Below are 25,895 nucleotides of genomic sequence, written 5' to 3'. Positions count from 1 at the left end.
TCGTAAAGTTATTACGTGCGTTCAAGCAGCATAGGGCGAATTTCAGCTACCGTGAAAAACGAACCAAACACTAACACCAATTCGTCAGAACGCGCATTTTTTTGAGCCATTGTATAAGCCTCAACGACATTGTCAAAGCAATTCCCACTGATTGACATGTCTTGTGCTAATTCGCTGATATCTAGAGATTTTGCCGCACGATCGCCCGTAAGCGTAGCAAAATACCAGCTATCTACAACGTCTTTCATAATATTAATCGTGCTAGAAATGTCTTTGTCTTTCATCATGCCTAGTACGGCATGAACCGCCGAATACCGTCTCGATGAAACCACTTCTGCTAAATATCTTGCAGCCTGGGGGTTATGGCCTACGTCAAGCATAACCTCACAATTGTCGTTGAATAACTCAGTGCGGCCCGCAACTTTTGTTTTCTCGATAACTTTTTGGGTAAGTTCTCGTTCAAGGTTCACATTGAGTGATAGAAGTGATGCCAATGCCGTCGCGACATTATCCAACGGAATATGAGGCCACGGTAATGTGTCTAATGTTGTGTCGCCACAAGTCCATGACCAGCCAGAATCGCCATGCTCAACACTGAACGATTTATTGCGAACAATGCAATTCGCTTTTATCTCTGTCGCAAAGCGAATTACAGAGTTGGGCGGACAAACATCGCCAATAATAGCCGGCTTACCGGCTCTAAATATTCCCGCTTTTTCGAAACCTATAGTTTCTCTGTCATTTCCAAGAAACGCTTGGTGATCTAAATCGACTGTCGTCAGCACACTGCAGTCAGCATCGATAATATTGGTTGCATCTAATCTGCCACCTAAACCCACTTCCAAAATGACAAAGTCAGGCGTAATTCTTTGCAAAATCAACAATGCTGCGAGTGTAGTGAACTCGTAATAGGTCAGGCTAATTTCTTCTCGCACTATCTCAATTTTGCGCAATGCCTCCACCCAAGACACATCTTCGACGTCAACACCGTCGAGTCGCAAGCGTTCATTAAACTTTTCAATATGAGGAGATGAATAGACAGCAACAGAGTGCCCAATTTGGCGCAAATAGTTTTCCAGGAAAGCACAAGTAGTGCCTTTCCCATTGGTGCCAGCTACAGTAATAACTTTACTGTTCTTAAGATTGATACCTAGGCGATTGGATACTTGCGAAATACGTGCAAGTCCTAAATCAATTTCTTTGGTGTGAATGGTCTCTAAATAACAAAGCCATTGTGACAACGACCAATTGTCACAATGGCTTTTATCAAAAGCGGTTGTCATTTACTGTGCCAGACTTGGCTGCCCCATAAACTTAGACAATAAGCGCGCTAGTGTATCTCGCATTTCACGGCGGTCAACAATTAAATCGATTGCCCCTTTCTCGAGCAAGAACTCGCTTCGCTGGAAGCCTTCAGGAAGCTTTTCACGTACCGTTTGTTCGATAACACGAGGACCAGCAAAGCCGATAAGCGCTTTGGGTTCAGCAACGTTAATATCGCCAAGCATAGCCAAACTTGCTGATACGCCACCCATAGTAGGATCTGTCAGCACTGATACGTAAGGTAAACCTTTTTCACTCATTTTTGCCAATGCAGCGCTTGTTTTTGCCATTTGCATTAACGAGAACAACGCTTCCTGCATACGCGCACCACCACTTGCAGAGAAACAAATTAACGGTGTGTTATGCTCTAAACAATATTCCACCGCCTTAACAAAGCGAGCGCCCACTACAGATGCCATAGAACCGCCAAGGAAGGAGAATTCAAATGCAGCGGCAACAACTGGCATTCCATGAAGTTCACCACGCATAACAACAAGTGCATCTTTTTCACCAGTTGCTTTTTGCGCCGCTGAGATACGGTCTTTATAACGCTTAGAATCTTTGAACTTTAGAATATCTTGCGGCTCAAGCTCTTCACCTAGCTCAACGCGCTCTGACTGATCAAGGAAGCTTTCTATGCGCTTGCGAGCAGATATACGCATATGGTGATCACATTTTGGACATACGAAGTTTTGTCGCTCTACTTCGACTTTGTAGAGCATCGCATTACATGCACCACACTTGAGCCAAACACCTTCTGGAATATTTCTTTTTTGGGTGCTTTTAGCTTTAGGGAGAATTTTTTCTATCCAGCTCATAAATTAATAATGCCTATTGCAAAAATTGACGCAGACTGATGGTTAGTTTTGCATCAACCTACGGTAAATTAGTATTCAAATCAAATATAACGGCGAATTAAACCATAGTTTAGGGTTGGAATGTTACAAAAAACTGGTCTGTGTTGTTCGTAAGTGTGCGGTCTTAGTCCGGTAAAAAAAGAGGGCCAAGAGGCGGTTTAGGGATACAGAACTCTTCAGGGTAGTCTACATCGACAAAATACAATCCACCTGCTGGTGCTGTCATACCGGCTACACAGCGATTCCTCGCAGCCAAGACTTCGGCAATCCATTCAATTGTTTCTAACCCTCGCCCCACTCGTATCAAGCTGCCAGCTATATTGCGAATCATATGATGTAAAAATGCATTGCCTTTTACATCCAAGACAAGAAAGTTTCCTGTTCGCGTAACATTGCAATGGTGAAGCGTTCTAATTGGTGAGTTAGCTTGACAATGTACTGTACGAAATGATGTAAAGTCATTCTCGCCAACTAATACTTGCGCAGCTTCATGCATATCTTCTTCATTTAGTGGATGATGACAAAAAGTAACCCCACTTGAGAGAATGGCAGGGCGAAAAGGCGAGTTATTGATGATGTATCGATATCGACGAGATGTCGCACTAAAACGGGCATGGAAATCTTCGCCGACCTCTTTCACCCAACGCACTGCAATATCTTTTGGAAGGTTAGTATTAACGCCTAACGTCCAAGCCACATCCTTTCTACACTTTGTCGTATTAAAATGAATAACCTGATTAGTTGCATTTACACCGGTGTCTGTACGACCAGCACAAACAATCTCTATGGGTTCATCGGCTATTTTAGACAGTGCTTTTTCCAATGTCTCTTGGACACTTGGTGAATGGTTTTGCTTTTGCCACCCACAATAATTTTTGCCGTCGTACTCAATACCTAATGCGTAACGCATACTTTTCTCCTACAAATTCGGCGCGCATTATCGTCGATTTTGCTATTGAATTCTACGTTCAAGTGTTTGTAGAGATATAAAAAACGCCGCTAAAGCGGCGTTTTTTATTTATAGGTTATCAAGCAATTGCTGGGCTTCAAATTGCTGTTGTGGATCTCCAAGCTCAACCACATCTTGTAAGATTATTTCAGCATTCTCGGCATCACCAATCTCGATGTAAACTTTTGCTAAATCTAACTTAGCAGCAATTCCGTTATCGTCTTCGTCGGAATCAAACTCACCGCCTCCGCCCGTAAATTCAGGGAATTCACCTAAGCCCACATCAATATTAGTTTTGTTATAAGGTTCATCTACAGAGGGTTCTAAGCTGTCAGAAAGCAAAGAGTCTACTGAGACAAAGTCATCATTCTCAACCGGTTTAGGTTTTGGCTCAGGCGCTTCTGTCGGCATATCGCTGATATCATCTCCGATATCTAAACCATCCGTTAAATCAAAGTCTCCCTCTGATGAGGTTGTCGTAGACTCTTCTTCAATGTTGGCAAGAAGCTCATCAAAATCTAAGCTATCAAGCTCTTGAATATCATCAATTTCACTGGCTTCCGACACTTCATCTTTGGTTGATTGCTCTTCAGCGAGCAAATCAGCTAGCACATTACTGTCGGTAAAGTCGGGTGACAGTTCAACTGGAGTGGTTGCTTCTTTTTCTTCAGTTAACAATTCTGACAGGGTCGATTCATCAAATTCACTATTTACCGCTTGCTCAATGTCAGAAACAACGTCTTCTTCAACGGAAGCATCTTCACCCAAGTCAAATCCACCGAGTAAATCATCTCCAATGTCAATTTCATCTGTGGAACTCTGTTCTTGCTGGCTGTCAGCAATCAGCGCGTCGATATCTAGGTCATCACTCAACTCTTCAATAACGGAGTCTTGTGCCAAAGGCTCTGGTACATCATTAGCCTCATCTTCAGGTAACAACACATCACCTAAGTCAGTGGCTGGTTGCTCATCCGTACTCGCAATATCGACTGTTTTATCTTCATCAATGCTATCTGTACTATCAACATTAGACGCTTCTGGCAAATCACTGCCTAAGTCAAAATCGTCCTCGCTACCATCTGATTGTTCTTTCGAAACTTGCTCAATCAGATCGTCAATATCAACATCATTCGCCGTTATTTCATCATCAATAGCTGGCGGGGAGTTATCAGCGTCGTCCTCCTGTTCACTCTCGCCTGATTCAATAATGTCACTAAAATCAGCTGACAAGAAAGGAGCCACATATTCTTCAGTAAAGCTGTCAATCTGCGCCTGGTGTTCGGCTTGCTCTGAATCCGTTTCATTCGATTCATCGATATTAGTCGACAACGACTCCGCTAATGGCTCTTCTGCAACTTCAACCCCCATGCTATCAATCAACGCGTCGATATCATCGGGATCTGTCACTTCTTCTGTTTCATTCAATTCATCTGCAACAATATCTGTAGTATCGCCGCCACCGATACTATCAAGTAAAGCATCAATATCATCTGGGTCTGTAACATCTGCACCGTCTGGGATGTTTTCAGCCAGGTTGTCTTCTGGTCCTAATTCTGCGGCTGGATCGGTACCTATACTATCTAGTAGTGCATCAATGTCGTCGGGATCTGTGACATCTGCACCGTCAGGAATATTGTCCGCAACAGCTGCTTCAGGCTCTGTCCCAATGCTGTCTAATAACGCGTCGATATCATCGGGATCTGTAACGTCTGCGCCATCAGGAATATCGTCTGCAACCGTTGTTTCGGGTTCAGCGTTTACACTGTTTAACAATGCATCAATATCATCAGGATCTGTAACATCAGCATCATCAGGAATATCTTGTGCCGCACTTTCTTCTGACTCTGCATTTACACTATTTAATAGAGCATCGATATCGTTAGGGTCTGTAACATCGGCGTCATCTGGGATGTCTTGCGCAGCACTCGTCTCTGGCTCAGCGCTCACACTATTCAACAGGGCGTCGATATCGTCAGGATCTGTGACATCGGCGCCATCTGGAATGTCTTGTGCAGCACTTTCTTCTGGCTCTGCATTTACGCTATTCAACAAAGCATCGATATCGTCAGGGTCTGTGACATCGGCGCCATCTGGAATGTCTTGTGCAGCACTTTCTTCTGGCTCTGCATTTACGCTATTCAACAAAGCGTCGATATCGTCAGGGTCTGTAACATCGGCGCCATCTTCAATGGCATCTACTTTATTTCGAGGGTCTGCTTCTGCAGCTTCGTTTTCATCCGCGATTTCACCAAGAATGTCATCAACATCAGGTCCCTCATCGTCAGAGGCGCCTTCAGCTGCACCTGACAGTAGTGCATCTAAATCATCTTGTCCTAGCTCGCCACCATCTAATGGCTCACTCTCATCACTATCATCTAAGCCTGATAACAAGTTATCTAGGTCACCTTGATCGAGCTCACCGCCCTCTAGAGGCTCATCTTCCTTGTCATCATCTACACCAGACAACAGATCATTAAGGTCGTCTTGTGCAAGCTCACCACCTTCCAATGGTTCACTTTCTTCAATTGGCGCATCTAAGTCGTCATCAAGAGAAATATCTTCAAGATCGTCTAGTTCATCTAAATCATCATCTAAATGAATGACATCATCACTAAATTCTTCATTCAGTAGCTCGTCATCCAAATCATCTAAATCGTCACCGAACAAGTCTTCAGAGTCATCTTCCGACTCGGTAAGATCAATGGATAGTTCATCATCTAAAGACAGCTCTCCATCTAACTCTAATTCGTTGTCGAGAGTACCATCTAGCTCACTCGATGTATCATCAGCTACAGTTTCTTCTAACGTATCTACTGGCGCTGCTTCTTTAGCGACCGTTTCCGTGGTGGGCTCTTGTTGCTGCTTTTTCTTGCGTATAACGAAGAATGCGATAGCACTTGCAATCAATAACGCCGGTAATGTGCCCATCAGCACTTTAAACCACAGGCTAGACATCCAGTTTTGCTTTTCTAACTCTGCTTGTTGTTTTTCCAATAATAATTGACGCTCGCGCTCTTCCGCTTTAGCTAGCAGCTCTTTTTGAAGTTGCAACATACTGTCCATTTGTTGCTTAACTTCCTGCCCCTTGGCTACTTCCCCTTGCAATACGTCAAGTTGCTCATTGAAATTAGTTAAACGCCCCTTAAGCGATTCGTTTTCTTGCAAGATAGCTTGTAAACCATCAATAGAATCTAAAACGTCGTTTTGGATCGTTTCCAAACGCTTGGTTTGTTCGGTATTTTGTGTTTTTAGTTGTTCATTAATTTCAGATTTGGCAAGCTCCAAATCTTTTTTCTTAACCGAAAGCTCTTCAGGTTTGACCTCAACTTTCTCGTCTTTTTTAGCAACCTTCCTCTGCCAGCTTCTGTCATCCTGTTGCGCCATGCGCTTCGCTAAAAATGGGTCTACAGCATTTATCTCACTGATTGAAGGAATATTCAGGTACTGACCATTAACAAGATGGTTACGGTTTTGGTCAACAAACGCTTGCGGATTCAATTGATATAGCGCCTGCATGACTTGGTAAACCGTCACCGTCGGCGCAGGTCTTACCGTTAATGCTATTTTCCAAAGCGTATCGTTGTTTGTAATAGGACCATAACGTTCATATGGATAAACGTCTGTTGTTTTGGGACCACGAATGCGAACACCTGCTTCTTGCGCCGTTACAGTAGGCGTACAAGCAATGATGACACTGGCTATTAGAACCTGACAAATACACAGGGTAAACAGTCGTAGCATTAAGGATTTCCTAGTTATTATCTTTATCTGCCAAAAAATTGGCTTTCTGTTCCACAGAATTTCAAAGCAAAGTTTATTCCAACCGTAAAACAAATACCATTAAAAACCAATCAAATACACCTAAATTATAAGGAAACATTGAGCAGTTATTAGTTTGAATAATAGATCTATCAGGCACAAAAAAGCGGCCTAACTATATAGCGGCCGCTTTTAAAATTTCTTTAAAAATGAATCAAATAGCGATTACGATAAATACTCACTAATCAACAATTCGGCAATTTGAATACTGTTTGTTGCCGCGCCTTTGCGCACATTGTCTGCCACAACCCATAAGTTAATGCCTTGATTATGGCTAATATCTTCACGAATACGTCCAACAAAGGTCGCGTCCATTCCACTTGCTTCGCCAATTTGCGTAGGAAAGTCTTCATCTTTTTCACAAAGCTCGACACCTGGTGCATCTTTTAGCAAATCTTTAACAGCTTCAGCCGAGATTGGCGCGCCTGTTTCAATATGAATTGCTTCCGCATGACCGAAGAATACTGGAACACGAACTGCAGTCGGGTTAACGCGAATAGTATCGTCACCAAAAATCTTTTGCGTTTCCCATACCATTTTCATTTCTTCTTTGGTGTAACCGTTATCTTGGAACACATCAATTTGAGGAATGACATTAAATGCTATTTGACGAGAAAAGCTTTTTGACTCTACAGGCTTACCACTGAGCAAATCCGCACATTGCTTCGCCAACTCATCCATCGCTTCTTTACCTGCGCCAGACACCGATTGGTATGTACAAACGTTGATACGGTCAATGCCAACAGCATCGTAAATAGGCTTCAACGCAACCAACATTTGGATAGTCGAACAGTTTGGGTTCGCAATAATATTACGATTGCGGTAATCAGCTAGCGCATGAGGGTTCACTTCAGGCACAACTAATGGTACGTCAGGCTCGTAGCGAAACTCAGACGTGTTATCAATAACTACACAACCGGCATCACCAGCCATTGGTGCATATTTAGCAGAAATTGAGCCGCCAGCTGAGAAGAAACCAATCTGTGCTTGGCTCCAGTCGAAGTTGTCAGCATCTAACACTTCTACGCTTTTACCGTTAAATTCAATAAACTCTCCAGCAGAGCGCGCACTTGCTAACGGGTAGAGATTGTTCACTGGAAAGTCACGTTGCTCCAGTAACTCAATGATTGTTTTGCCTACAAGACCTGTTGCGCCCAATACACACACGTCAAATTTCTGTGCCATGTTTTTGTTCTTCCTCTCTTCGCACACTTACTTAAAACCGAGTCGAGACAGCGTACCCAACATCGGACTTTCTCCGGCAATAGACAACGATGAAAACTCCCTGCGAGCTGGGTACGTTTTACGAATTTGGTCAAAGCCGATTTGATTCAATTGTTGACGAAAGATGGCATCGTCACGTCGAACATCGTATACCATTTTTACGAGTTGGTTTAGTAAAATATCGTCAATTTCGTTATTTATTTTCACTTCAGAAATAGCGGGCTTCGGCAAGAAGTCTGATAGCTGTTTTTCAGCAGAAATACCTAACTGATGACATAGTGCCAAATAGAGCATTTCCGTGCCACGAGCTTTTCCTTCTAAGCTATAACCTGCAATATGCGCCGACGCTATTTCAGTAAACGGAATCAGTTCTTGAAGTACATTGGGTTCATTTTCCCAGACATCCAAGACGAGTTTTAACGCGGAACCACTTTTTTTCCGCGCTAAAAATGCATGATTGTCTGCCACTTCTCCGCGGCAAGCGTTTATAACAATTTGATCTTCCCTCAACGCTTTTATGCGCTGCTCAGAGAGTAAATGATAGGTTGGACACTCTCCATCAATGGTTAGTGGCACATGAAGAGAAATAACATCGCAGGCTAACGCAGTTTCAACATCAACAAAAGCACGGGTATCGTCCCCCTTTTCAAGGATAGGGTCACATAGCACATGTTCGATACCCAGCGCTGTCAATTTCTCACTCAGCCTCGAACCTGTATTTCCTGCACCTATAATACCAACCGACTTTTCTTTGATCGCAAATTGATATCGCTCAGCAAGAACAACAAGACTACTTATCACATATTCTGCTACCGAGATTGCGTTACAACCTGGTGCCGATGTGAAGTAAACCCCCAAATCAGACAAGTCTGCTCGGTTTATGTGATCGACACCAATCGTAGCGGTGCCTACAAAACGAACATTGGGTGAGTTGTTGAGAAGCGCTTTGGTTACTTTGGTGATTGAGCGCACTAACAACACATCAGCATCAATAAGTTCGTTAGCTTCAAGCTGTCGGCCATTAAAAGGGATAAGCGTATTAGCCTTGCCATTTAGCTCTTGGAAGAATTCGCGAGCAAAAGGCATGTTTTCATCAAAGTAAATGTTCATCGAAGCAGTGAAAAAGAGTCATCGAAAGATGAAGTATTGTAACTGACTCGCCAAAAACAAAAAAGCCAGCATAATGCTGGCTTTAACATGCAATGTTGTCGTTACAGAGTTAGTCGTTAAATTTTTTCATGACTAATGTTGCGTTCGTTCCACCAAAACCAAAGCTATTTGACATAACTAAGTTAAGGTCTGCAGGGCGCGCTTCTTTAACAATATCCAAGCCTTCAGCTTGCTCATCTACTGTCTCTACATTTACTGAAGGAGCAACAAAACCATGCTCCATCATTAGCATTGAATAGATAGCTTCATGCACACCAGCCGCACCAAGTGCATGGCCAGTCATCGCTTTTGTTGCACTGATTGCTGGAGACTTATTTGCGAATACTTCACGAATTGCACCTAGCTCTTTCACATCACCAACAGGTGTTGATGTACCGTGAGTATTTAGGTAATCAATGTCACCTTCGACACCGTTCATTGCCATTTGCATACAACGAATAGCGCCTTCACCGCTTGGAGCAACCATGTCAAAACCGTCAGAAGTAGCGCCGTAACCAACGATTTCTGCGTAGATATGAGCGCCACGAGCTAATGCGTGCTCTAGCTCTTCAACAACTACCATACCGCCACCGCCAGAGATGACGAAGCCGTCGCGGTCTGCATCATAAGTTCTTGACGCTTTTTCTGGCGTGTCGTTGTACTTCGTTGATAAAGCTCCCATGCCATCAAACATCATCGCAAGTGACCAATCAACTTCTTCACCACCACCGGCAAAAACCACGTCTTGCTTGCCTAACTGGATAAGCTCCATGGCGTGACCAATACAGTGTGCACTTGTTGCACAAGCTGAACTAATTGAGTAGTTCACACCTAAAATTTTAAACGGTGTTGCTAAACATGCTGATACCGTACTCGACATTGTTTTAGGCACTGCGTAAGGGCCGACACGCTTCACGCCTTTGTTGCGCAATGTGTCTGCTGATGAAACGATATTTGCAGACGATGCACCACCAGAGCCAGCCACAATACCCGTACGAATATTTGACACTTGCTCAGCGGTTAACTTTGCGTCTTCAATCGCTTGTTCCATGGCAATATATGCGTACGCAGAAGCTTCGCCCATAAAACGCATTGCTTTACGGTCAATATGCTCTTTAACATCAATGTCTGGTTTACCCCAAACTTGGCTACGCAAGCCTACTTCTTCAAAGCTCTCAGAGCGAGAAATACCTGAGCGACCTTCTTTTAACGATGCTAATACTTCTTCGGCGTTATTACCTATGCTTGATACAATACCAAGCCCTGTGATCACGACACGTTTCATTGATTCCAACCATATCTGTTTTAAAAAACGGGCATATGATAGCGGCTTTTACTTTAAAGACTGGTCTGTCCAGCGTACATCTGTACACTGAATTTTTCACACTATTAATATAACCCAATGACTTTGCAGCGGAACTCACGGTAAAATAGACCTAGAGTAAATTCAACTGCATTTCCTGTTACTGTGACAAATAAAACTCAGATCAGTTTCCAAGCCAATGGTGCGCCCTATTCTTTGCAATTTGATGATATCTACTTCGATACGGAATCTGGCTGCCAACAAAGTGAACAAGTGTTCATCAATGGCAACAACATCAACTCTCGACTTTTGTCATCTGAATGCCCTGTTATTATTGGCGAAACAGGATTTGGCACAGGACTAAACTTTTTTCTAACAGCACATAAATTAAGTCAGGCGATAGAGGAAAATGGTGCAGAGAATATTGCTGACGTCACATTTTATTCGGTGGAGAAATTCCCCTTATCCAAGGCGCAGATAAAAACTAGCCTACAGATGTGGCATGATCTTCAGCCATTAATTGATGATGCATTGACACAATACCCAGATGTCCCAGAAGGAAAAACCACCCTGAGTTGTTTGGACGGGAAAATAAAGCTTGTTCTGATATTTGATGATGCTACCGAAGGTTTTAAGCAGTTAAACCTAAAGCACAAACAAAAAATAAACGCATGGTATTTAGATGGGTTTTCCCCCGCAAATAACCAAGACATGTGGAGTGAGGCTTTGTTTGAGCAAATTGCTCGACTGTCGTCAGATGATGCTAGCTTAGCCACTTTCACTGTTGCAGGTTTTGTCAGGCGACATCTCACAAATGTTGGTTTTAGAGTAGCGAAACGCAATACGGTTGGTAAAAAGAAACAGACACTTGTCGCTAAATTTCAACAACCAAAAAACAAAGGAAAAAGCTACCTTAATCGCCCTCAAAAGCCGAAGGTACAGCACGTCACCATCATTGGCGGTGGTATCGCGGCGGCATGTTTAAGCTACCAACTGACGAAACAAGGAGTTAAAGTCACCCTACTGTGTAAAGACGAAACCATAGCAGAAGGGGCATCTAGTAACGCTATTGGCGCTTTGTATCCGCTAATTCATCTTGTTCAAGATGAGATCAGTCAATTCTATGTAGACGCTCTTCACCGTTCGCGAGCATTTTACGACACCTTGCTCAGTGATGGATATCAATTCGCGCATGACTGGTGCGGATTGCTGGAGGTTTCCTACAAAGAGTCCTTACAAGTGCGCCAGAAGAAATTTGAGCAATCCCCCTGTTGGCCGAAAGATGTCATTCACTCTGTAAATGCAGATAAAGCATCAAAACTTTCTGGTGCTTCTCTTCATAGTGGTGGGATGTTTATTCCTAAAGCGGGCTGGATAGCCCCAAAACAATTAGTAAGTGCACTAGTTCAAGCTGCAAGCGATCAAGGAATTTTTAAAGTAAAAACAAATACTCAAGTCACCGAATTGACCCAACTAGACAGTGGCAACTGGTTGCTTACCACGAGCAAAGGTAAGATAAATGCTTCCACGGTAGTAGTATGCGCTGGCGCGGATTCTGATCTATTGACGCCCATCGATGAGCTGCCTCAATACCCTGTACGAGGACAAGTTTCAGAAGTCGCGGATACCGGTGACGCTGTAACCACTGTTATATGTCACAAGGGCTATTTAACGCCTGCCAACAACGGTAATTTTTGCATAGGTGCAACCTTTGACAAGCAAGATCGTGATATCAACACTCGTGATGTTGATAATGATTACAATCGAGAAGTATTGGCTGAGACATTACCAGAGATAGCGAGCATTCCAAAGGAGCGCATTGTAAACAGCAAAGCGAGGTTGCGTGCCATGACTCCTGATCATTTACCTATCGCCGGCCCCATGCCCAAAACAGAACTGTATCCCGCTATTTTTGGTAAGTTGGCACAGGACAAAAACTGGAAAATCAATGAACCAGCCCCCTACTACGATAACTTGTATGTAATGAGTGGACTGGGCGCTCGAGGGCTATGTTCAGCACCGCTTGTTAGCGACATATTAGTTGCTGACCTGTGTAATTTACCCTATCCAGTAGACAGTAAAATGCGATTTAACCTTGCGCCAAACCGCTTCATCTTAAAAGACATCATTAAAGGCAAGCACAAAACTCAATCGCAGTAACTGTAGAGCATTTGCAAACTAAGAATCTTGCTAATAGAGGTTTGGCTATGCTGTGAAGGCAGGTAATAGTGATTGCCAATAGTTGTGAACAATTAACTGGTCTTGTGGCGACAGTTCACTTTTTGCGTCACGAACTTGTTCAGATACTTTTTCAGCTAATGATGACGATAATGCTTGTTGCTCAGTACCTGTTTCACTAGCCGCTAGCGCGATAAAACCGCGAAGGTAGCTTGATGCAAATAATGTATCAGCATCAGCGTCTTCCATGACTAAGTTATCAAAATATTCATATAAGGCTGTTAGGTTTTCAAATTTCAAAATGTTCTCCTACTGTGGGCTTGCCACCGGATAAAGCACTTGGTCTTTATATCCGGTTGTCACGGTTAAGAAGCCCGACAACTCTTGATCCAGTGCCTCGTCGCCCGTATCAGCAATTAAAGGCTTATTATTTAGTGCTGCGAGTTTCGTTTTTGTCGCAACAACCATGATATTTTCTTTTCCAATGGCGCGAATGATTCTTGGGCTAAGCTGCTGATTGCCGCGGCCAAAAATATGCCCCTGCCCACCAATCAATGTGATCACAAGTTTAACATTTCCCGGCTGTTCGCTTATTGCATTCCAAAGCTGCGGTTCTGTTACATCAGTGCCAACAAGCCCTTGATGCTGCACCAAATCCACGCCTAACAATGTATTTTCTAGCGACATTTCTTCCATAATAAAGGCGGTAGTTGACCCTGATCCCATGACGACAAGTTCTTCGTCAATTTCATCAATAATATGGGCAGCTATATCTTGAAGTACCAGCTCATCAGACTCTTTCCCACCAGCCTTTACTGCCTGTACGTAGCGAAGCTCCATTGGAATTTGCATTTCGCCGTACCGTTTCGCTTTGACAACACCTTCTCTGAACAGAGACTCATCGATATCCATCACGTCTGCTTCACCAAGCGTGACCATCTGATTAGTCACCATCATCTCGACAATGCGACCAGCGGCTTTAGGTGTTACCGCATAAACGCCAGAGTGAATTTTACATCCTGCCGGAATGCCCAGTACGGGCACCCGATCAGCCACCTGATTACTGATGTTTCTCGCAGTACCATCACCGCCAGCAAATAAAATCAAATCAACTTCAGCAGCAAGCAAGGCATTAACTGCGTTTTCTGTATCTTCAAATGATGTTGGGCTACTAGCTTTCATGACAACTTGTGTGGAAAACCCAAGGCTTTGTGCACATTGCTGTCCCATTTCTCCACTTACCGTAAACACGTCTATGTCATCACGGTAAGGCAATAGCACTGACAACGCATTAGCTGCTCGTTCATTCGATTTAGCAGTCGCTCCCAAGGCTATGGCTTTTTCGGCAATACCTTCGCCATCACTCCCCTTTAATGCGACACTTCCACCAATACCCGCAATCGGATTGATAATTAACCCAAGCTTAAACTTGCTCATCAACCAGTTACCTCTATAAAATCGTCGACGCTATTTGGCATGGATGTGCCGTAAAATTTAACAAGCGATGCCATCAACATTTGTGCTCGCGCTGGAAAGCCATTATGTAAATAGCTTTTTACTTGTTCAAAGACCTTAGCTTTGAAACCTTCGATATCTGGCTCTGCGCCATCTAAGTTATCTGCCGAGATATTAAAACGTTTGTTTGCCGCGGCGCAAAGCGCCCACTCTACCGCTTGCGGCTTAACTTCTACCTGCTCAAATGCCTTTTGTTGTTCATCATTTCGTCCATCGGGCACATACCAATAACCAAAATCTTCTAGCAGGCGACGTTCAGGTCCAGCGATGCACCAATGCGCAATTTCATGTAATGCGCTGGCATAAAAGCCGTGTGCGAATACGATACGGTGAAAATCACACGTTTGGTCAGCGGGTAGATAAATAGGCTCATCATCCCCCTTTATCAAGCGCGTGTTATAAGCCTGATAAAAAGTCGAATCAAAAATAGAGATGATATCTTGAATGTTGTGCATACCACTTATGTTGAGAGTAGCGCGAATAAAACTGGCGGGGATTTTAACGAAAAACGGCGATTGTTGCACCGCCGTTTTTATATATAAATTGTAAGTTACTCTGGTTTGAGTTTCTTTACCCCTGCTTTTATAACTAAGTAGCCTAGTGTTCCGGAAATAATTGAGCCAACGATGATGCCCAAACGGTCCTGATAAATCAGATTGTCACCCGATTGCTCAAATGCCAAAGAGCCGATAAATAAACTCATGGTAAAGCCCACACCACAAAGCAGTGCTGCACCATATAATAATGTCCAGTTTACATTTTCAGGCAGTTTTACAAGTCCCGTTTTTATGGCAAGGAAACAAAAGCCAAATATCCCTAATTGTTTACCCACCACTAGGCCCAAAATAATACCCAACGGAACAGGCGCAACAATGTCGCTGATGCCAACACCTGTAAGGTTAACCCCGGCATTAGCAAACGCAAATATCGGCAAAATAATAAATGCTACAAGCGAATGCAGGTTGTGCTCTAAAGATTTAAGTGGCGATGGCTCACCTTTACGCCCCTCAATCGGAATAAATAACGCAAGTACGACACCCGCTAACGTCGCATGTACACCAGACTTTAATACCGACACCCATAAAATAATACCTAAGAAAATGTAGGGCGCTGTATCTTTCACACCGCGCTTACTCATGATGAATAAGCCGAATATAACGCTTGCTGCAACAACTAACGATGTTACAGACAGTTCACTTGTATAGAACAAGGCGATAACGATAATGGCACCTAAGTCATCAAAAATAGCCACTGAGGTTAGGAATATTTTAAGCTGCAGTGGCACTTTACTACCCACAATGGCAAGAATACCTAATGCGAATGCAATATCTGTTGCTGCCGGAATTGCCCAGCCATTCAGGGCCGCTGGGTCATCAAAATTCACCCATGCGTATATCAGTGCAGGAATTGCCATTCCGCCGATAGCCGCTATCGCTGGTAAGGCGATTTGGCCTGGCTGTGATAAGTCGCCCTCAAGAAATTCTCGCTTAAGCTCTAGCCCCACCAGAAAGAAAAACAACGCCATTAAGCCATCATTTATCCATAGTAATAATGGCTTTGCTATCTCAAACGTACCAACTGCAATCACGACAGGAACATCGAGCAATAATTCGTAGTACTGATTTAACGGTGAGTTGGCCAGTATTATGGCTATCACCGCCGCAAACATTAAAATAATCCCACTTGCAGCTTCAAGTTTTAGAAAGTCTTGTATGGCTTTGACTGGCATTGCCTTCTCCATGAAAAATTTTAGACATAATATGTCAAATTAAATTATGCGTCCAAATAATCTTTATTATTTTTTCTTTAAATTCTAGTGTAATGGATATTAATTCGGAAAAATTACAGAAAGTCGTGCTAAATTCTATTTAATTACAGTTTGAATTCTGCTACTTTCCTTCACTCACCTATACAAGTTAGATAACAAATACGCATTGGGCAACAACGTGAAGAAACTTGACGCGATCGACTTAAAGATATTAACGATATTGTTTAATGATGCTGACATCACGAATAAAGAGTTAGCGGCTAAGATCAGTATCGCCCCATCAACCTGTTTAGAACGTGTAAAGCGATTAAAACAAGCAGGAGTCGTAAAAAGCTCATACGTAGACATCAACTTCAAAACCATTGGCGGTAATATTGAAGCCATTGCAGCGATCCGCCTTCAGCCCTACTCAGAAGAGATCGTCAATCAATTACGGGACGATCTACTGCTTTTACCTGAAATAGTCAGTCTCTACCATATGGGTGGAAGCTATGACTACTTTATTCATATGTCGGTAAAAGATAGTGAACACTTACGTAAATTTGTTTTTGACGCCATCACCTCGCGCGATGAAGTACAAACCGTAGAGACTTCACTGGTATTTGAACATAGTCGTAGCGGCGTATTACCCAACTTTACCGATGAGGATTAACCTGCAGGTTAACCCTCACATGTATTAATCGCATACTTATTTTGCAAAGTCTTGGGTTTCATAATACATAGGGCGCATCGTACCGCAATTGATAAAGCGACGATGAATTTCATCTTGACTAGGTACTGCAGAAGACGTCGCAATTTTGGTTGGACAACTCGCATCTAAGTCGATATGCAATATGTGATCATAACTTGGTTTTTGCTGGATATGATGTATGTATAGCCGGTCGTTTTTACTGTTATAAGATACAGATGAATATTCCTGAATTCGACTAGATGCTTCCGGCTCATTAATTTCGCGCAAAAAGAGCTGTTTATCAAACGTCAAGGTGACTCCTTGATAAACCGCCATTCCTTGACGCTCAAAATGACCAATATAAACATCACCGACGACAGCTAATTCTTCACCACGCATCAGGCGCTGCAAATTAAAGGTTTCTGGCTTAAACGTTACTAACGGATTATCGCGTACCACTTGCAGTAAATTCACGTCTTTTACGGCCAGCTTATACAATAGTTGAACATTGTGTGGCTTAGTATACATTGGCATATGTGAGGCAAAGACCGTAGATCCTTTTTGCATTAATGCCATACCATGTATGCCTTCATAGGCGGGATCTAAAGGTGGAGGTGGTGCTTCCTCTTCCGCAGAAACAAAAAAGCTCAGTAGCAATGCAAGACCTGTCGCACAACACTTTTTAAACATTTGAAACCTTATCTTTCTACTATTCAGGTAAATTCTAGTTCAAAGACCATTATTATTCTGTACTCAATAATACATAAAAATAATCACCGTATTCTGGGTCAGAATGGTTCGTTGAATTACTGTTAACAAATGGCCACCAAGATTCTGACATAATATCGCGACCTATTTTCATCCACACAGAGACATCAGTTTGAAAACCTCTCACTTCACAGATTGACGTTTTACAGATGACTGATTCAAGCCTGACATTAATACCTTGCTCATGCATGGTTATGGCATCTTTGATTTTGTATTCTAAATCATAGGCCCAATCACTATTTTGCTCTTGCTCATAGTAATCCATAAAGGTTTCGGCCATACCACCATTTAACTCGTAAACCTTTGTTGCAAATGGCTCAGAAATTGTTCCTAATAAGTCATCATAATTAACCGCCACCTTGGCTTTAACGGTTTGCTTAAGTCGATTATTTTGTGCAGTTCGCATTTCAGCTATAGCGTCGTTGGCATGTTGTTTAGCTTTAACTACTTCCATTTTTAACTGAAACACTTCCTCTTCTAGTTGTGCAATTTTTTCCTTGTCATTTGACTCTACGATTATCGTTGCAGTGCCACCATTGGAGTCATCAGCAACAGAAGCATTAGGGGCTAATTCAATAGGCTTTATCACGACAAGCGAATCAACAGGCGCATAATCACTTTTTAACCACGTAAATACACCTACACCACCGACTATGAGTCCAGAAGCAAAAATCAAAGTAGCTCGAATCAATTAACCATTCCTTTTAAAAATAAAAATATAACACTCCACTACTACTGTAATGTTTTTTATCGTAAAAACAAAAATCCCGCCAAAAGCGGGATTTAAAAATAGTGATTAAAAACTTAAAAATTTAGGTAGAAGTTTTAGCTTTTTAAGTCGTCAAAGAATTTTTTCACACCATCGAAGAAACCTGTTTCTTTCGGGCTGTGTTTCTTGCTGCTTGCTTCCATTTTAGAGTCTAACTGACGAAGCAATTCAACTTGATCGCCCGTTAAGTTAACCGGTGTTTCAACCACAACTTTACACATCAAGTCACCTGGACCTGAGCTACGCACAGACTTAACGCCTTTGCCTCGAAGACGGAACATTTTGCCCGTTTGCGTCTCTTTCGGCACCTTAAGTTTTACTTTACCGTCAAGCGTCGGTACTTCGATATCGCCGCCTAATGCAGCCGTTGCAAAGCTAATAGGCACTTCACAGTAAAGGTGATTTTCATCACGCACGAAAATTGGGTGCTCTTTTACGTTCACTTGAACATACAAATCACCTGCTGGTGCGCCATGCTCGCCTGCTTCACCTTCGCCGGCCAAACGAATACGATCGCCCGTATCAACACCTGCAGGGATCTTAGCATTTAGGGTTTTTGTTTTCTGAACACGACCTTGACCATGACATGCATTACAAGGGTCCGAAATAACTTTGCCTTGTCCACCACATGTCGGACAGGTTTGCTGCACAGCAAACAAACCTTGACGCATTTGAACCTGGCCATGGCCATGACATGTAGGACATGTTTTAGCTGACGTACCTTTTTTCGCGCCGCTACCATCGCATGGCTCACAACTAACGTAAGTAGGTACTTTGATTTCTACTGATTTACCTTTAACCGCTTCTTCTAGCGACATTTCAAGGTTGTAGCGTAAGTCGCTACCACGACGAGCTCGAGAGCCACCGCCACCACGACGACCGCCACCAAAGATGTCGCCGAATACGTCGCCGAAAATATCGCCAAAATCAGCACCACCGCCGCCGAAACCGCCACCGCCCATGCCACCTTGTTCAAAGGCTGCATGACCATATTGGTCGTAAGCTGCACGTTTTTGGTCGTCGTTTAATACCTCATAAGCTTCTTTTATTTGCTTAAAGGTTTCTTCTTTCTCTTTGTCACCTTGCGTGCGATCTGGGTGATACTTCATCGCAAGGCGCTTATAAGCCTTTTTAATGTCACGTTCTGACGCATCTTTTGAAACGCCTAACAACTCATAATAATCACGTTTTGACATAGCTTTAATTCTTTACAGTTACTTCAATGATTCGAAAATTAATTTGTTTACTGGCTTGTAAGCCACCAAAGAAATTAACGCTCAACACTTATTTTTCTGGATTCTTTAACATAAGAAAGCGCCGATAAACGACGCTTTCTCTACTTTGAAATCAAGCCTAAGGGCTTAGCAAATTAATGCAGTAAGACATTAGCGCAAGGCGGGAAAAGGGAGCATAGACTTCTATGTAACCGTTTCCAACGCAGCTATTATGCTTTACTGCGACAATTTGCAAGTCCGACTTACTTGTCGTCCTTAACTTCCTCAAACTCCGCGTCAACTACGTCGTCAGCTGGCGCTGCATCTGCTTCAGGAGCTGCACCTTCAGGAGCCGCACCACCTTGCGCTTGCGCTTTCGCTTGAGCAATTTCCATTAATTTCGCAGATGCTTCCATTAATGCTTGTTGCTTAGCTTCAATCGCTGCTTTGTCATCGCCTTTAATCGCTTCTTCTAACTCAGCGATTGCTGCTTCAATCTTCTCTTTGTCTTCAGCTGGTAAATCATCACCCGCTTCTGTTACTTGAGTTTTCGTTGCGTGGATGATGCCATCAGCTTGGTTACGTGCAGTCACTAGTTCTTCAAACTTAGCATCAGCATCAGCATTCGCTTCTGCGTCACGTACCATTTGCTCTACTTCATCATCTGATAAACCAGAAGACGCTTTGATTGTGATCTTCTGCTCTTTACCCGTGTTCTTGTCTTTCGCAGACACGTGCAAGATACCATCCGCATCGATATCGAAAGTTACTTCGATTTGTGGCATGCCACGTGGTGCAGGGTCTATACCTTCTAGGTTGAACTGACCTAATGATTTGTTAGCGCCAGCTTGCTTACGCTCACCTTGTAATACATGAACCGTTACCGCAGCTTGGTTGTCTTCAGCTGTAGAGAACGTTTGCGATTGCTTAGTAGGTATCGTTGTGTTCTTGTCGATAACTTTTGTCATCACGCCGCCCATTGTCTCAATACCTAGAGATAATGGAGTAACATCTAGAAGAAGAACGTCAGTTACGTCACCAGCAAGTACACCTGCTTGTACCGCAGCACCTGATGCTACCGCTTCGTCAGGGTTAACGTCTTTACGTGGCTCTTTACCGAAGAAATCAGTAACAACTTTCTGTACTAGAGGCATACGTGTTTGACCACCAACCAAGATAACGTCAGTCACGTCAGACGTTGATAAGTCAGCATCAGCTAAAGCAGTTTTTAACGGCTCTAGTGTTGCTTTAACCATGTCTTCAACTAATGATTCTAACTTTGCACGCGTCACTTTGATGTTCATGTGCTTAGGACCAGTCGCATCAGCTGTTACGTATGGTAAGTTAACATCTGTTTGCTGTGCTGAAGAAAGCTCACATTTCGCTTTTTCTGCCGCTTCTTTAACACGTTGCATAGCAAGTGCGTCGTTTTTAAGATCGATACCTTGGTCTTTCTTGAACTCATCTACTAAGTAGTTGATTAGACGGTTATCGAAATCTTCACCACCTAAGTGCGTGTCACCATTTGTCGCTAGTACTTCAAACGTGTGCTCGCCTTCTACTTCATCAATCTCAATGATTGAGATATCGAATGTACCACCACCAAGGTCGTATACCGCTACAACTTTTTCACCTTTTTGCTTATCCATACCGTAAGCAAGGGCAGCAGCTGTAGGCTCGTTGATAATACGCTTAACATCTAACCCAGCGATACGACCAGCATCTTTGGTTGCTTGACGCTGTGAATCGTTGAAGTATGCAGGCACAGTGATAACTGCTTCAGTTACAGACTCACCTAAGTAGTCTTCTGCAGTTTTCTTCATTTTCTTAAGCACTTCGGCAGAAACTTGTGGTGGCGCCATTTTTTCGCCTTTTGCTTCTACCCATGCATCACCATTGTCTGCTTTCTTAATACCGAAAGGCATGATGTCGATGTCACGTTGTACTTCTTTGTCTTCGAAACGACGACCAATCAAACGCTTGATCGCGAATAAAGTGTTTTTAGGGTTGGTTACCGCTTGACGTTTTGCTGGTTGGCCAACTAACGTCTCGCCTTCTTCTGTGTAAGCGATAATAGAAGGCGTTGTACGATCACCTTCTGCATTTTCAATAACACGTACACTGTCACCATCAAGAACAGCTACACATGAGTTAGTTGTCCCTAGGTCAATACCGATAATTTTGCCCATCGCTAGGATCTCCGAAATTTGTAAACATTCGTTTATTACTTAGTTGACTTGATTTATGGGGGTGGGAAATGACATTTCAATGGCGAAAACGAAAAAAATGTAAAAAGTTTTTCAATTTTATGAAATTTACTATTCACGGCGTTATCCATGGCTCACAGCACAATTATTGCTGATAATTCGCAAGCATTGAGCACTTTGTACAAAAAGTGACAAAACGATTTATACCCTAACTACGTACAACGCTAGTTAAGCAAACACGCAGGCACAAAAAAGCCGAGCATCTGCTCGGCTTTTCACTCAATAATATCAACATTATCTTATGCAGTCGTATCTACACTTGATGCTTTAGATACCATTACCATTGCAGGGCGAATCAAGCGGCCATTCAACTCGTAACCTTTTTGCATCACTGCAATAACGGTATTTGCTGGTACACCTTCAACTTCCTGCATTGACATTGCTTGATGTAATTCAGGGTTAAATGGTTGGTCTTGCGGGTCAATCGCTTTAACCTCGAATTTCTCTAGCGTTGAAAGAAAGCTTTGCAATGTCAACTCAACACCTTCAAGCATTGCTTTTTGTGCTTCGTCTTCACGATCAAAGCTAGCAATAGCGCGCTCTAAGTTGTCTACGACTGGTAACAAATCACCCGCGAATTTTTCTAACGCAAACTTGCGCGCTTTTTCCACGTCTTGCGCACTGCGGCGGCGAACGTTATCTACTTCAGCTTTTGCACGAATTACAGAGTCTTTTTGATCGGCAACAGTTGCTTGTGCCGCTGCTAGCGCTAACTCTAATTCATTAATTTTTTGCTGTTCTTCGCTAATTGATTCAGCAGCAGCGTCTAGTTTCTCTTCAACTTGCTCTTCAGCTTGAGCAATGATTTCTTCAGCGGCAATCTCTTCTGCCGTCTTATTTTCGTTTGACTCTGTTGTCATGAAAATCTCCTGATAATTCGCAATTGAGCTAATTATGGGGATTAGAATTAAGGTTTCAAGCACAAAAACCATAAGATTTCTTATTTCACTGGCTTTACAACGGAAAAATAAAGAGAGACACTGCCCTTGGTAAACAATCAGAGGTTAAAACAGCAATGGGTCGCTTGTATCAAACTATTGGTTTAATTGGGAAACCTAATCACGAAGGTGCCAGTTCAACCATTACTACTTTATACGAATTCCTCACGCAGGAAGGCTATGAAGTGATTGTTGAGCGCTCAGTAGCCAAATCATTAGCTTTTGACAATATCAACATTCAGTCCCTTACTGATATCGGCGAATTGGCAGAGTTAGCCATTGTCGTCGGTGGAGACGGTTACATGCTAGGCGCGGCTCGGGTACTTTCGGGCTATCATATTGGTGTAATTGGCGTGAACCGAGGCAACCTAGGCTTCTTGACTGACCTACCGCCACAAGATGTTATTCCTCCGCTAGAAGCTATTTTACGGGGCGAATCTCGCAGCGAACAGCGCTTCATTATAGAAGCAGAAGTTTATCGACATGGAAAACTGAAAAGCTCTAATGCCGCGGTCAATGAAGCAGTACTTCACGCGGGTAAAGTCGCAAACATGATTGAGTTTGAAGTCTATATTGATAACTCTTTTATGTTCAGCCAACGCTCTGACGGTTTAATCGTATCTACACCGACGGGGTCAACAGCCTACTCAATGTCTGCCGGCGGCCCTATATTAACGCCAACGCTAAATGCGCTGTCACTCGTACCGATGTTTCCACATACATTGACCAGTAGGCCAATTGTCGTCGATGGTGATAGTGAGATAAAACTTGTTTTGGCGAATGAAAACTATGAGAACCTTCAGGTAAGCTGTGACGGGCACGTTATATTAGCGGTAATGCCAGGCGACCAAGTAATCATCAAGAAAAGCCCGTATACGTTGAGGTTGATACATCCTTTGGATCACAATTACTTTAATGTGCTACGAACTAAATTGAGCTGGGGTAATAAACTTTACTAATTTCAATCTATTAGTAATTGCTCAATAAAAATACTTGCCTAAACATTTTTTACTGTATAAATTACCAGTAAAGGTAATTTACGCATTAAACGACATGTTACTTCAATTAACCGTTCAAAATTTCGCTATTGTTAAGTCACTCGATATTGATTGGCAATCAGGCATGACGACAATTACTGGTGAAACAGGTGCTGGTAAATCTATTGCGATAGATGCACTAGGCTTATGTCTCGGCCAGCGAGCAACAACAAATGTAGTGCGCACAGGCGCAAAAAAAACAGATTTAGCCGCGACATTTGATTTAACAACTATACCTAATGCAAAACACTGGCTTGAAAATAACGACTTAGATGATGGCAATGAGTGTATATTGCGCCGAGTTGTATCCGCTGAAGGTCGCTCTAAAGCGTATATTAACGGCAGCCAGGTACCACTTGCACAACTAAAAGAAATTGGCCAACAACTTATCAGCATTCACGGTCAGCACGATCACCAGTTGATAACCAAAGCAAGCGAGCAATTGCGGATGCTAGACGAGTTCGCCAGCCATCATGAACACCTAGATGCCGTCAAGTTTTACTATAAACAGTACCGCCAACAAAAGTCGGAGCTTGAAGCGCTAATTAAATCGCAACAAGAACGAGAAGCTCGCCAGCAACTGATCGAATACCAAGTGAATGAACTTGATGAGTTTGCCATTCAAGCGGATGAATTTGAAACGCTAGAGGCAGATTACAAACGTTATTCTCATAGCCAACAAATATTGTCGGACACTCTGCAAAGCTTGCACTGGATGTCACAAGACGAACACGCCAATGCGTTAGATTTACTTCGTAAGAGTCATGATTCACTCTCTTCGTTAGCAGATTATGATCAAGAGCTGTCAAATATAGCCGACATCATTAATGAATCACTCGTCCAGCTTGAGGAAGCCAACAACGATTTGCGTCACTATCATGATAAGCTAGAACTTGATCCAGAGACTTTTAGCTTGCTTGAAGAGAGGTACTCTACTGCCATTCAACTAGCTAAAAAACATCAAGTGGCCCCCGAAAAACTACATGAATGTCATGCAGAGCTTGCTGCGGAATTAGCGGCTATTTCGACTGACAAGACCCGTTTAGAAAGTTTACACCTAGACATCGCACACACCAAGCAACATTACCTTGACGCCGCAGAGACACTCTCTTCATCTCGAGCTACCGCCGCTAAGAAATTGAGTGAAGCAATCACTGATAGTATCCGTGAACTGAATATGGAGCACGGTGTATTTGAAGTATCTATATCGAAACAGTCTACAGATTCACTCAATGCATCAGGCATAGATGATGTCTGTTTTAATGTCAGTATTAACCCTGGGCAAGCACCAGACGCGATGCATAAAGTTGCATCAGGTGGTGAGTTATCAAGAATCAGTTTAGCTATGCAAGTAATTTTGTCTGATAAAGTGATTACACCAACACTTATTTTCGACGAAGTCGACGTGGGTATCAGTGGACCAACCGCTACCATGGTAGGTAACAAACTCAAACAACTAGGCGTAAATACACAAGTTATTTGTGTAACACATTTACCACAAGTTGCCAGTAAGGGGCATCAACAGCTCTTCGTCGCAAAACTGACGGACGGCGAGCAAACTGAAACTACCGTAACGGAACTAAGTGAGGCTTCTCGCGTCCAAGAGATTGCACGACTATTGGCAGGAAACACAATTACCGACTCTAGTTTGCAAAATGCCGAAGAATTATTAGCAAGCTAAATATTCTCCAATTTTTCACAAATTGTTTTGTATGTCAGGGACGCCTTGGGTATTATCCCCTGTCAAAAGTAGTAGGATTAGAATTATAAAATGTTGAGAAGCATTGTTTTGGCACTAGCGCTAAGCACCACCGCTTGTTCAAGTTGGGTATATCGTATAGATATTCCGCAAGGTAACTACCTTGAGCAAAAAGACATCGACAAGCTGCAAGTGGGCATGACGAAAGAGCAAGTTAAATTTGTTTTGGGTACACCTGTCGTAATTGACTCGTTTGAAAATGACACTTGGCATTACGTTTATCAATTCAAGTCAGGACGCAACGAAGAGTTCAATACACGAAAAGACTTCATATTAAATTTTGCTGACAACAAGTTGGTGTCCGCAGAAGGTGATTTTGAATTATCGGAAAACTTTAATACGCCTTACGAAAACTAATTGTAGAAAAAGCGACCAGTGGTCGCTTTTT

At 42.8% G+C, this 25,895-nt stretch carries 21 protein-coding genes; 5 read left to right on the top strand and 16 right to left on the bottom strand.

Going from position 1 to position 25,895, the window contains the following annotated elements:
- Positions 1–11: 11 nt before the first annotated feature.
- From folC to fabB, 7 genes are all read right to left on the bottom strand, one after another.
- The gene (gene folC / locus ACFSJY_RS08245; protein WP_386033150.1) at positions 12–1,283 is read right to left on the bottom strand and encodes a bifunctional tetrahydrofolate synthase/dihydrofolate synthase; all 1,272 of its coding nucleotides are present in this window, start codon (positions 1,281–1,283) and stop codon (positions 12–14) included.
- Positions 1,284–2,141: an acetyl-CoA carboxylase, carboxyltransferase subunit beta gene (gene accD / locus ACFSJY_RS08240; RefSeq protein ID WP_386033148.1), complete on the bottom strand. Its 858-nt coding sequence runs from the start codon at positions 2,139–2,141 to the stop codon at positions 1,284–1,286.
- A gap of 163 nt (positions 2,142–2,304) precedes the next feature.
- On the bottom strand, positions 2,305–3,090 hold the full coding sequence (gene truA / locus ACFSJY_RS08235; RefSeq protein WP_386033146.1) for a tRNA pseudouridine(38-40) synthase TruA: 786 nt from the start codon (positions 3,088–3,090) through the stop codon (positions 2,305–2,307).
- Positions 3,091–3,198: 108 nt separating this feature from the next.
- Positions 3,199–6,870, bottom strand: a complete 3,672-nt coding sequence (locus ACFSJY_RS08230; RefSeq protein WP_386033144.1) for a FimV/HubP family polar landmark protein — start codon at positions 6,868–6,870, stop codon at positions 3,199–3,201.
- Positions 6,871–7,113: 243 nt separating this feature from the next.
- A complete protein-coding gene (locus ACFSJY_RS08225; protein WP_386033142.1) occupies positions 7,114–8,133 on the bottom strand; it encodes an aspartate-semialdehyde dehydrogenase in 1,020 nt (339 codons plus the stop codon).
- A 27-nt stretch (positions 8,134–8,160) separates the two neighbouring features.
- Entirely contained in the window at positions 8,161–9,282 is a 1,122-nt protein-coding gene (locus ACFSJY_RS08220; RefSeq protein WP_386033140.1) for a 4-phosphoerythronate dehydrogenase, read from the bottom strand.
- Positions 9,283–9,391: 109 nt separating this feature from the next.
- Positions 9,392–10,606 (bottom strand): beta-ketoacyl-ACP synthase I, encoded by a 1,215-nt coding sequence (fabB, locus tag ACFSJY_RS08215; protein WP_386033138.1) that lies wholly within the window; start codon positions 10,604–10,606, stop codon positions 9,392–9,394.
- Between the two features lie 183 nt (positions 10,607–10,789).
- On the opposite strand from fabB, the gene mnmC reads away from it, so the two are divergent.
- On the top strand, positions 10,790–12,784 hold the full coding sequence (gene mnmC, locus ACFSJY_RS08210; RefSeq protein WP_386033136.1) for a bifunctional tRNA (5-methylaminomethyl-2-thiouridine)(34)-methyltransferase MnmC2/FAD-dependent 5-carboxymethylaminomethyl-2-thiouridine(34) oxidoreductase MnmC1: 1,995 nt from the start codon (positions 10,790–10,792) through the stop codon (positions 12,782–12,784).
- A gap of 45 nt (positions 12,785–12,829) precedes the next feature.
- On the opposite strand, the gene ACFSJY_RS08205 is transcribed toward mnmC, so the two are convergent.
- From ACFSJY_RS08205 to nhaA, 4 genes are all read right to left on the bottom strand, one after another.
- A complete protein-coding gene (locus ACFSJY_RS08205; RefSeq protein WP_386033134.1) occupies positions 12,830–13,102 on the bottom strand; it encodes a YfcL family protein in 273 nt (90 codons plus the stop codon).
- Positions 13,103–13,111: 9 nt separating this feature from the next.
- Positions 13,112–14,239: an ATP-NAD kinase family protein gene (locus ACFSJY_RS08200; protein WP_386033132.1), complete on the bottom strand. Its 1,128-nt coding sequence runs from the start codon at positions 14,237–14,239 to the stop codon at positions 13,112–13,114.
- Positions 14,239–14,772: an elongation factor P hydroxylase gene (locus ACFSJY_RS08195; RefSeq protein WP_386033130.1), complete on the bottom strand. Its 534-nt coding sequence runs from the start codon at positions 14,770–14,772 to the stop codon at positions 14,239–14,241. The genes ACFSJY_RS08200 and ACFSJY_RS08195 overlap by 1 nt, the downstream gene beginning before the upstream one ends.
- A 95-nt stretch (positions 14,773–14,867) precedes the next feature.
- The gene (gene nhaA / locus ACFSJY_RS08190; RefSeq protein ID WP_386033128.1) at positions 14,868–16,046 is read right to left on the bottom strand and encodes a Na+/H+ antiporter NhaA; all 1,179 of its coding nucleotides are present in this window, start codon (positions 16,044–16,046) and stop codon (positions 14,868–14,870) included.
- 217 nt (positions 16,047–16,263) lie between these two features.
- On the opposite strand from nhaA, the gene ACFSJY_RS08185 reads away from it, so the two are divergent.
- Positions 16,264–16,737 carry an Lrp/AsnC family transcriptional regulator gene (locus ACFSJY_RS08185; RefSeq protein WP_386033126.1) on the top strand — a complete coding sequence of 158 codons (474 nt, stop codon included), beginning with the start codon at positions 16,264–16,266 and terminating at the stop codon, positions 16,735–16,737.
- 36 nt (positions 16,738–16,773) lie between these two features.
- Here the strand turns inward: ACFSJY_RS08185 and ACFSJY_RS08180 are convergent, their stop codons facing one another.
- From ACFSJY_RS08180 to grpE, 5 genes are all read right to left on the bottom strand, one after another.
- On the bottom strand, positions 16,774–17,445 hold the full coding sequence (locus ACFSJY_RS08180) for a hypothetical protein (RefSeq protein WP_386033124.1): 672 nt from the start codon (positions 17,443–17,445) through the stop codon (positions 16,774–16,776).
- Between the two features lie 52 nt (positions 17,446–17,497).
- Positions 17,498–18,214, bottom strand: coding sequence for a hypothetical protein (locus ACFSJY_RS08175; RefSeq protein WP_386033122.1), 717 nt, complete (start codon positions 18,212–18,214; stop codon positions 17,498–17,500).
- Between the two features lie 134 nt (positions 18,215–18,348).
- Positions 18,349–19,488 carry a molecular chaperone DnaJ gene (gene dnaJ, locus ACFSJY_RS08170; RefSeq protein WP_386033120.1) on the bottom strand — a complete coding sequence of 380 codons (1,140 nt, stop codon included), beginning with the start codon at positions 19,486–19,488 and terminating at the stop codon, positions 18,349–18,351.
- Between the two features lie 281 nt (positions 19,489–19,769).
- A complete protein-coding gene (gene dnaK / locus ACFSJY_RS08165) occupies positions 19,770–21,695 on the bottom strand; it encodes a molecular chaperone DnaK (RefSeq protein ID WP_386033118.1) in 1,926 nt (641 codons plus the stop codon).
- Between the two features lie 317 nt (positions 21,696–22,012).
- Positions 22,013–22,633, bottom strand: a complete 621-nt coding sequence (gene grpE, locus ACFSJY_RS08160; RefSeq protein WP_386033115.1) for a nucleotide exchange factor GrpE — start codon at positions 22,631–22,633, stop codon at positions 22,013–22,015.
- Between the two features lie 155 nt (positions 22,634–22,788).
- Between grpE and nadK the strand changes: the two genes are divergently transcribed.
- From nadK to ACFSJY_RS08145, 3 genes are all read left to right on the top strand, one after another.
- Positions 22,789–23,670, top strand: a complete 882-nt coding sequence (gene nadK, locus ACFSJY_RS08155; RefSeq protein WP_386033113.1) for an NAD(+) kinase — start codon at positions 22,789–22,791, stop codon at positions 23,668–23,670.
- Positions 23,671–23,764: 94 nt separating this feature from the next.
- Positions 23,765–25,429: a DNA repair protein RecN gene (recN, locus tag ACFSJY_RS08150; RefSeq protein WP_386033111.1), complete on the top strand. Its 1,665-nt coding sequence runs from the start codon at positions 23,765–23,767 to the stop codon at positions 25,427–25,429.
- 90 nt (positions 25,430–25,519) lie between these two features.
- A complete protein-coding gene (locus tag ACFSJY_RS08145; protein ID WP_386033109.1) occupies positions 25,520–25,864 on the top strand; it encodes an outer membrane protein assembly factor BamE in 345 nt (114 codons plus the stop codon).
- Positions 25,865–25,895: the final 31 nt, after the last annotated feature.

The organism is Thalassotalea euphylliae, assembly GCF_042682785.1.
Classification (GTDB): domain Bacteria; phylum Pseudomonadota; class Gammaproteobacteria; order Enterobacterales; family Alteromonadaceae; genus Thalassotalea_F; species Thalassotalea_F euphylliae.
The sequence above is the reverse complement of the archived record's forward strand: the minus strand, read 5'-3'. Positions and strand labels throughout refer to the sequence as shown.

What these genes read in the sequence shown, in the direction of transcription:
- nadK (WP_386033113.1), top strand. Translation starts at nt 22,789, where the DNA reads ATGGGTCGCTTGTATCAAACTATTGGTTTAATTGGGAAACCTAATCAC.
- dnaJ (WP_386033120.1), bottom strand. Translation starts at nt 19,488, where the DNA reads ATGTCAAAACGTGATTATTATGAGTTGTTAGGCGTTTCAAAAGATGCG.
- ACFSJY_RS08200 (WP_386033132.1), bottom strand. Translation starts at nt 14,239, where the DNA reads ATGAGCAAGTTTAAGCTTGGGTTAATTATCAATCCGATTGCGGGTATT.
- recN (WP_386033111.1), top strand. Translation starts at nt 23,765, where the DNA reads ATGTTACTTCAATTAACCGTTCAAAATTTCGCTATTGTTAAGTCACTC.
- nhaA (WP_386033128.1), bottom strand. Translation starts at nt 16,046, where the DNA reads ATGCCAGTCAAAGCCATACAAGACTTTCTAAAACTTGAAGCTGCAAGT.
- ACFSJY_RS08220 (WP_386033140.1), bottom strand. Translation starts at nt 9,282, where the DNA reads ATGAACATTTACTTTGATGAAAACATGCCTTTTGCTCGCGAATTCTTC.
- ACFSJY_RS08195 (WP_386033130.1), bottom strand. Translation starts at nt 14,772, where the DNA reads ATGCACAACATTCAAGATATCATCTCTATTTTTGATTCGACTTTTTAT.
- ACFSJY_RS08230 (WP_386033144.1), bottom strand. Translation starts at nt 6,870, where the DNA reads ATGCTACGACTGTTTACCCTGTGTATTTGTCAGGTTCTAATAGCCAGT.
- dnaK (WP_386033118.1), bottom strand. Translation starts at nt 21,695, where the DNA reads ATGGGCAAAATTATCGGTATTGACCTAGGGACAACTAACTCATGTGTA.
- grpE (WP_386033115.1), bottom strand. Translation starts at nt 22,633, where the DNA reads ATGACAACAGAGTCAAACGAAAATAAGACGGCAGAAGAGATTGCCGCT.
- truA (WP_386033146.1), bottom strand. Translation starts at nt 3,090, where the DNA reads ATGCGTTACGCATTAGGTATTGAGTACGACGGCAAAAATTATTGTGGG.
- fabB (WP_386033138.1), bottom strand. Translation starts at nt 10,606, where the DNA reads ATGAAACGTGTCGTGATCACAGGGCTTGGTATTGTATCAAGCATAGGT.
- ACFSJY_RS08225 (WP_386033142.1), bottom strand. Translation starts at nt 8,133, where the DNA reads ATGGCACAGAAATTTGACGTGTGTGTATTGGGCGCAACAGGTCTTGTA.
- folC (WP_386033150.1), bottom strand. Translation starts at nt 1,283, where the DNA reads ATGACAACCGCTTTTGATAAAAGCCATTGTGACAATTGGTCGTTGTCA.
- accD (WP_386033148.1), bottom strand. Translation starts at nt 2,141, where the DNA reads ATGAGCTGGATAGAAAAAATTCTCCCTAAAGCTAAAAGCACCCAAAAA.
- ACFSJY_RS08180 (WP_386033124.1), bottom strand. Translation starts at nt 17,445, where the DNA reads ATGTTTAAAAAGTGTTGTGCGACAGGTCTTGCATTGCTACTGAGCTTT.
- ACFSJY_RS08145 (WP_386033109.1), top strand. Translation starts at nt 25,520, where the DNA reads ATGTTGAGAAGCATTGTTTTGGCACTAGCGCTAAGCACCACCGCTTGT.